Here is a 7,826-nt window from a genome sequence, read left to right as displayed (position 1 = left end):
GGCGGGGACGGGCACCGAATCCAGCAGCAGGCGGGTGTAGGGGTGCTGCGGGGCGGAGAGGATCTCGGCGGTGGCGCCGTGCTCGACGATCTCCCCTCGCCGCATCACGACGGTCTGCTCGCACACCCGGCGCACCACGGCGAGGTCGTGACTGATGAAGAGCAGCGTGAGCCCTTGCGCGCGGCGGATCTCGGCGACGAGGTCGAGCACCTGCGCCTGCACGGAGACGTCGAGGGCGCTCGTGGCCTCGTCCATCACGAGCAGGTCGGGCTCGATCGCGAGCGCCCGGGCGATCGCCACACGCTGGCGCTGTCCCCCGGAGAGCGTCTTGGGGCGCGCGACGGCGTGCTCCTCGCCCAGGCCGACCGCGGCCAGCAGCTCCATGGCCCTGGCGCCGGCGGCGGCGCGGTCGAGTCCCGCGTGCAGCTGCAGCACGTCGCTCACCGCCTGGCGGGCGGGGATCCGCGGATCCAGGGACAGGTACGGATCCTGGAACACCATCTGCACGCTCTTCGCCCGGGCCAGCCGCTCCTCGCGGCGCTTCGGCACCGCGCTGGTGTCGCGCCCGCCGATCCGGATGGTGCCGGTGTCGGTCTGCTCGAGGCCCACGATCATGCGGGCGAGCGTGGACTTTCCGGATCCGGATTCCCCGACCACGGCCAGAGCGCCGCCCGCCGGGATCTCCAGGTCCGCTCCGACGACCGCGCGCACCTCGCCGCGACCGCGCACGCGGTACGTCTTCGAGACGCCGGCGACCTGCACCATGGGGTCGTCGCCCGCGGCTCCGGAGCCGACCGCGCCGTCGTCGCCGCTCAGCCGCGGTGTCGCCGCGACGAGCCGCCTCGTGTACTCGGCCTGCGGGGCGCGCAGCACCTCGAGGGCCGGGCCCTCTTCGACCACCGCGCCGTCCTTCATCACCACGAGCCGGTCGCACAGGGATCCGGCGAGGTTCAGGTCGTGCGTGATGAACAGCATGCCCATCCCGCGGTCGGCGCAGAGCTCGCGCAGCACCTGCACGATCTCCGCCTGCGTGGTCACGTCGAGCGCGGTCGTGGGCTCGTCGCAGACGAGCAGCCGCGGGGCCGTGGTCAGGGCGCCTGCGATCATGACGCGCTGCAGCATGCCGCCGCTCAGCTCGTGCGGGTGCTGGTCGAGGTGCTCGGCCGGGGAGGGCAGGCGCACGTCGGCGAGCAGCTCGGCGGCACGGGCGCGGGCGCGAGCCCGCGGCCACCTCTCGTTCAGGCGCAGAGCCTCGGTGAGGTGGTCGCCGATCGTGCGCATCGGGTTGATGCCGGCTCGCGGATCCTGGAACACCATCGCCGCATCCGAGCGGCGGACGGCGCGCAGCGCGGCGGGGGAGAGCGGGGAGCGGCCGTCGACCGAGACGCTGCCGCCGATGTGCGCGCGGTCCGGCGTCAGGCCCAGCACGGTGCGAGCGGTGAGGGACTTGCCGGATCCGGATTCGCCGACCAGGCCCACGGTCTCGCCGGGCGCGACGGACAGCGTGATCCCGTGCAGAAGGCGGGTGCCGTCGGAGAGGTCGAGGGTCAGGTCGCGGATCTCGAGCAGTGCGGACGGATCGCCGAGTGCGGACGGATTGCGCCGTGCGGACGTGACGGTCATGCGGGGATCTCCCCTCCGATGCGGTCGGAGAGGTCCTCGCCGACGATGTTGACGGCGACGACCACGAGCACCACCATGACGGCGGGCGCGATCGCCGGAAGGAACTGGCCTGCGGCGATGCCGCCCTGGGCCTCGTTGATCATGGCGCCCCAGTCGGCGGTCGGCGGCTGCACGCCGAGGCCGAGGAACGACAGGCCGGCGAGTTCGGCGAGCACGTATCCGAAGTTCAGCGTCGACTGCGCTCCGACGATGGGGGCGATGTTGGGCAGCACGCGCCGCAGCGCGATCCACGCACCGCCGAAGCCCTGCACGCGGTAGGCCGCGACGTAGGGCCTGGTGCGCTCCGCGGCGACGAGCGAGCGGGTCAGCCGTGCCACGAACGGCGCGTACGAGATGCTCATCGCGATGACCGGCGCCACCAGGCCCTTCCCGAACAGCGCGACGGCCATCATCGCGATCAGCAGCGACGGGAAGGCGAACAGCACGTCGAACACGCGTCCCAGCACGGCATCGATCCATCCGCCGCGCCAGCCCGCGACGAGTCCGAGCAGGATGCCCAGGGCGGTGGAGAACGTGACGACCAGCAGCGGACCGAGCAGCGCCGTGCGCCCGCCCCACACGATCCGGCTCAGCAGATCCCGGCCGAGGCTGTCGGTGCCGAGCCAGTGCGCGGGGGAGGGCGGGGCGTAGAACGCGGTGAAGTCGACCGCGTCGGGGTCGTACGGGGCGACCCAGGGGGCGAGGATCGCCGCGAGCGTGACCACGGCGAGGACGGCGAGCGACGCGAACACGATTCCGCGGCCGCGCAGCCGCTTCGGCATGCGCAGCACGCGCACCGCCAGGGTGGGGGTGGGGACGGTCATCGTGCACCAGCTCCTGCAGCGGATCGGGGATCGATCCAGGGTTCGAGGATGTCGATGATCGCGTTCACGACGACGAAGGCCGTGACCACGAGCAGGACGATCGCCTGCACGACGGGGAAGTCGAGACGGTCGACGGAGCCGACCAGGAGGGAGCCGACCCCGGCGAGGCCGAAGGCCTGCTCGACGATCGAGCTCGCGACGATGAGGCCCGCCACGAGCACTCCCGACACCGTGAGGATCGGGCCGAGCGCGTTGCGCAGCACGTGTCGGCGGATGACGGCGAGCCGGGTCATGCCGCGCGAGGTCGCGACCTCGACGTGCTCCCGGTTCAGCTGCTCGACCATGGCGGAGCGGGTGACCTTGCCGACGAGCACGATGAACACGATCGCCAGGGCGATCGACGGCAGCACCAGGTGGTAGGCCATGTCCCAGAAGCCGGATCCGGATCCGAACGACGGGAACCAGCCCAGCTGCACCGACAAGACGGCGATGAGCACGATGGATCCGACGAACGACGGGATCGCCCCGAGCACCGTCAGGGAGATCAGGATGCCGCGGTCGACGGCGCGGCCCTTGTTCAGCGCGGCGATCGCGCCGCCCACGAGCCCGGCGACGGCGATGATGGCGCCGGCCATCACGACGAGCATGAGGGTCACCGGAAGGCGATCGCCGAGCACGGTCGTGACGCTCTGGCGGAACTGCAGGGAGCGGCCGAAGTCGCCGTGCAGCACGCCGGCGATCCAGCGCACGTACTGCTCCCACGGCGGCAGGTCCAGCCCGTACTGCGCGGTGATGTCCGCGATCGCCTCGGGAGAGGGCTTGCGGCCGCGCAGCAGGAAGCGCACCGGGTCGCCCGGCACCAGGAACCGGGAGAAGAAGACGAGGAGCGAGGCGAGGAAGAGGGTGAGCAGCAGCCCGCCCAGCTTCCCCGCGACGCGGCGGAGAGTGCTCATGGCGTCACCTGTGGTCTCGGCCGGCCCGGGGCGCCGCGGTCGCGCGACGTCCCGGGGTCCGGCTCATCGGAGGGGTGCGGAGATCAGCGCTTGCCGATCTGCGCCGCCCACGGGTAGTAGAGGAACGCCATCGACGGGTCCAGGCCCGTGATCCGCTTGCCCAGGAACAGCGGCAGCGGACCGGTGGCGAGCGGCAGCCAGGGCAGCTCCTCGTTGGCGATCTGCTGCGCCTTGGCAGTCAGCACGCTCCGCGCAGCCGGATCCATCGTGCCGACCGCCTCGTTCACGGTCTTGTCGAACTCCGCATCGCTCCAGCCGCCGTAGTTGCTGAAGTCGCCAGTGCGCAGCACGCCGTACATCTCCAGGGCGTCCGGGCTGGACAGGTACCAGACCGTGTAGAAGAGGTCGACGCCCTCGCGGGCGCTCGGGTCGCTGAACAGGGCCGTGTACTGGGCCGGGCTCACGGTCTTGATGGTCAGCTTCAGCCCGATCGACTGCGCCGCGGCCAGGGTGGCCTGGGACACCACAGAGAAGTCGTTGCCGATCGGCGCGGTCACGTAGACGAGCTCCTTGCCGGTCGCGCCGGCCTCCTCGACGAGCTTCTTGGCCTTGGCCAGATCCTGCTTGTAGCGCGTGATGTCGTCGAAGGCGGTCTTCTTCGCGGCCTCGGAGGCGGTTCCCCAGACCAGCTTCGTGGTGAGGACGTCGCTGATCTCCCCGACGCCCTGCGACGCGCCCTTGAGGATGCCGGGCCTATCGAGCGCCATCAGGAGCGCCTGGCGCACGCGCTTGTCGCCGAGCACGCCCTTCATGTTGCTCACGACGAGATCGCTCGTGGCGCTGGACGGGGCGTAGAGCACGTCCCCCTTGCCGGAGGCCTGCAGCTGCGGGGCGGACTCCATCGGGATCTGCCAGGATCCGTCGACGCTTCCCGACTTCATCGCGTTCACCCTCGCCGTGGCGTCGGGGATGATCGAGAAGGTCATCTCCTTCGACTTCGCGCGCAGCTCCTTGTCCCAGTAGCCGTCGTAGCGCTCGAGCGTGAGGGATTCGCCCGACTTCCACTCTTTCAGGGCGAACGGCCCGGTGCAGTTCACCCCGGCGGTCGAGTTGCCGTAGTCCTTGCCCTTGGCGGCCAGGGTCGCCGCCGACTCGATGACGCCCGCCGATCCGCCCATGCCCTGGTTGAACTGGGAGTCGGGGATCTTCGTCTTGACCGTGACCTCCATGGGGCCGGTCTGCGTGATCGATTCGACGTTCTGGTACACGGAGAACCAGCTGGATCCGACCTGCGGATCCATGATCCGCTGCATCGAGGCCACGGCGTCCGCGGCGGTCAGCGGGGTGCCGTCGTGGAAGGTCACGCCGTCGCGCAGCTCGTAGACCCAGGTGAGCGGGTCGGGGTTGGCGAAGCTCTTCGCCAGGCCCGGGCTCAGGGAGTAGTCGGGGTTCAGGCGCAGCAGCGACTCGCACACGTTCGCGAGCACCTGGTTGTCCGGGTAGTCGAACGCGTAGGCGTAGTCGAGGGTCGCGGGCTCGGCGTACAGCGCGAACGAGAACGAGTCGATGTCGCCGCTCGGCTTCGCGGTCGTGGTGGTCAGCTTCCACTCGGCGGTCGCGGCGGCGCCGCCGGTCGAGCCGCCCGAGCAGGCGGTCAGGGACGCCGCGGCGACCAGTGCGGCGGCTCCCGCGGCGGCGACGCGGATCAGGTGGCGCGATGCGCCGCTCGCGAGGCGGGTTCGGGTCATGACGGCTCCCCTTCTTCATCGATGGAGGTGGTGCGGGCGGTGGTGGCGGCGGTCTCGACGGCGTGCACCAGCGCCCCGTCGATCCAGGTCTGGGCGACGCGGCTGCGGTGGATCTCGTCGGCGGGCACGTCGAACGGCGAGGGATCCAGCACGACCAGGTCGGCGCGGTACCCCGGCTTGATGTGCCCCGTGTCGTGGTCGCGGTGGTTCACGTAGGCGCTGCCCGAGGTGTACGCGGCCATGGCCGTGGCCAGATCCAGTCGCTGGTGGGCGCCGCCGAGGGGCTCGGCGTCGAGCCCCGGGGCGACCCGGGTGACGGCGATGTGGATCGCGTCGAGCGGGGCCGCGCTGGAGACGGGCCAGTCGCTTCCGGCGGCGAGTCGCGCGCCCGCGCGCACCAGGTCGCCGAACGGGTACTGCCGCGCCTCCAGGCCCTCCTGCAGGAACGGCAGGGTGAGCTGGTCGAGCTGGTCCTCGTGGGTGGCCCACAGCGCCTGCAGGTTGGCGACCGCGTCCAGCTCCGCGAAGCGCGGCACATCCTCCTCGGCCACGATCTGCAGGTGCGCGAGGTGGTGGCGGTTGTCGGTCGGGCCGTTGGCGGCGCGGGCGGCCTCGAGGGCGTCCAGCGCCTCGCGCACGGCGCGGTCTCCGAGGGCGTGCATGTGCACCTGCATGCCGGCCGCGTCGAGCGCCGTCACGTACTCGCGCAGGCGCGCCGGGTCGATGAAGCTCAGGCCGTGGTTGTGCGTGTCGTGGCCGTGCGAGTCGCGGTACGGCGTCAGCATCGCGGCGGTGTGGTTCTCGGCGACGCCGTCGACCATGATCTTCGTGGTGCCGATCTCGAGCCGCTCGGGGGAGCCGAGCGCGGCGACGCGCTGCCGCTCGGCCACCATGTGCGCGACCTGCTCGATGCCGCGGTCGCGCTCCCACCACTGTGCGCCGGTGACGTGCACGCGCAGCGTGCCCTCGGACAGCGCCCGCTCGTAGGCGGGGAGGGGGTCGGCGATGCTCGCCCCCTCGCCTCCGACCATCGCGTCCTGCCACCCGGTGATGCCGAGCGCGATGAGCTCCTCCTGCGCCCGGAGCAGCCCGCGGTAGCGCAGCTCCTCGGAGGTCGCGGGCCGGACGTCGCCGAACAGGTCTCCGGCGCCCTCGTGGAAGGTGCCGGCCGGGGAGCCGTCCTCCTCGCGGACGATCACGCCGTCGACCGGATCCGGGGTGTCGGGACCGAGACCCGCACGCTCGATGGCGGCGGTCGACGCCCAGAGGCTGTGGTGGTCGCGGCTGGCGAGCAGCACCGGACGTCCCGGGGCGGCGGCGTCCAGCAGGCCGCGGGCGGGGTTGCCGCCGGGGAAGCAGTCCATCGACCAGCCGCCGCCGAGGATCCACTCCTCGTCGGGGTTCGCCTCGGCGTAGGCGCGGACCGCTGCGACGGCCTCCTCGGCGGACGCCGTGCCGCTGAGGTCGCACTGGAGCAGCTCGACGCCGCCGCCTACCGCGTGGATGTGCGCGTCCTGGAAGCCGGGGCTGAGCAGCGCGCCGCGGAGGTCGATCAGCTCGACCGACCCTTCGGGCTCGGCGCCCAGCACCGCGGCCAGCTCGGTCTCGGGGAGGATCCGGTCGATGCGCTCGCCGCGCACGATGACGGCCTGGCCGTCGAGGGGGGTGCCGGTACCGGTGAACACCGATCCGCCGTGGAAGACGCGTGTCGTCGTCATCGTCCGCCTTTCGCCGTTGAAGCAGATGAGGAGCCCGCACGACGGCGGGCGATGACCCCGCAGGGCCGCGGGTCGCGATAACGCTAGACGACTGTCCGCGGCGATGTCAACAGTGTTGACTGAACCGATGATCGGTGATTGGTTACGTGGGACGATAGGAATCCGAAGGGCGCGGGCCCGGGAACAGGAGGAGCCGCACGATGGCTGAGGGCGAGACGACATCCCGACTCCCGTCGCGCCCGCGACTGGATCCCGAGCTCATCGTCGCCACGGGGCTCGAGCTGGCGGCGACCGGCGTCTCGGCGATCTCCGTGCGCGATCTCGGCGCCCGCCTCGGCGCGGATCCGACGGCCATCTACCGTCACTTCCGCAGCAAGGACGACCTCATGCGCGCCCTGCTCGACGAGGTCACCCTGCGCGCGCTGAACAGCATCGACGTGCCGCGGGACGACTGGCGCGGCCGGCTGCGGGCGATGGCCGCCGCCACGCTGGACCTCTACTCGGAATACCCCGCGGTCGGCGCCGAGGCCACGATCCTCACCACGCACGGCCCCGGCGAGCTCGGCGCGATCGAGCTCATGCTGCAGGCCTTCACGACGGCCGGGCTCAGCGAGGCCGACGTCGTGCGCCACTACGCGCTGCTGGCGTCGCATGTGCTGTCGACCGCGGCGGGCATCGCCCGGGCGCGGGCGGAGCGCGCCGACGGCGAGATCGACGGGCCGTGGTTCGACGAGCCTCCGCTGGCGGACCCCCGGGTCTACCCCCGCATCGCGGAGCACACCGTGGCCCTGGCCTCGCTGCGCGACCGCGAGCTGTTCTTCCTCGGCGTGGACCAGATCCTCGACGCCGGGGCGGTGGTGCACGGCCGCACGACCACCCCGGAGTACTGCTGTGCGCCGGTCACCCACACGGCGCTCTGGG

6 protein-coding genes are annotated in these 7,826 nt (G+C 71.9%); 1 reads left to right on the top strand and 5 read right to left on the bottom strand.

The window, feature by feature from the left end:
• The 5 genes from RL72_RS00465 to RL72_RS00445 form a co-directional block, all read right to left on the bottom strand.
• Positions 1-1,623: ABC transporter ATP-binding protein (locus tag RL72_RS00465; RefSeq protein ID WP_045248832.1), on the bottom strand; the 1,623-nt coding region annotated here is incomplete at its 3' end.
• Positions 1,620-2,486: an ABC transporter permease gene (locus tag RL72_RS00460; protein ID WP_045248831.1), complete on the bottom strand. Its 867-nt coding sequence runs from the start codon at positions 2,484-2,486 to the stop codon at positions 1,620-1,622. The genes RL72_RS00460 and RL72_RS00465, both read right to left, overlap by 4 nt.
• Complete coding sequence (locus tag RL72_RS00455; protein ID WP_045248830.1) at positions 2,483-3,439, bottom strand: ABC transporter permease; 957 nt, start codon at positions 3,437-3,439, stop codon at positions 2,483-2,485. The genes RL72_RS00460 and RL72_RS00455 overlap by 4 nt, the downstream gene beginning before the upstream one ends.
• 83 nt (positions 3,440-3,522) lie before the next feature.
• A complete protein-coding gene (locus tag RL72_RS00450; RefSeq protein WP_045248829.1) occupies positions 3,523-5,187 on the bottom strand; it encodes an ABC transporter substrate-binding protein in 1,665 nt (554 codons plus the stop codon).
• Positions 5,184-6,905 carry an amidohydrolase gene (locus tag RL72_RS00445; RefSeq protein WP_045248828.1) on the bottom strand — a complete coding sequence of 574 codons (1,722 nt, stop codon included), beginning with the start codon at positions 6,903-6,905 and terminating at the stop codon, positions 5,184-5,186. The genes RL72_RS00450 and RL72_RS00445 overlap by 4 nt, the downstream gene beginning before the upstream one ends.
• Positions 6,906-7,105: 200 nt before the next feature.
• On the opposite strand from RL72_RS00445, the gene RL72_RS00440 reads away from it, so the two are divergent.
• A partial coding sequence (locus tag RL72_RS00440; RefSeq protein WP_156156646.1) for a TetR/AcrR family transcriptional regulator occupies positions 7,106-7,826 on the top strand: 721 nt, incomplete at its 3' end.

Source organism: Microbacterium azadirachtae, from assembly GCF_000956545.1.
Lineage (GTDB): Bacteria > Actinomycetota > Actinomycetes > Actinomycetales > Microbacteriaceae > Microbacterium > Microbacterium azadirachtae.
The sequence above is the reverse complement of the archived record's forward strand: the minus strand, read 5'-3'. Positions and strand labels throughout refer to the sequence as shown.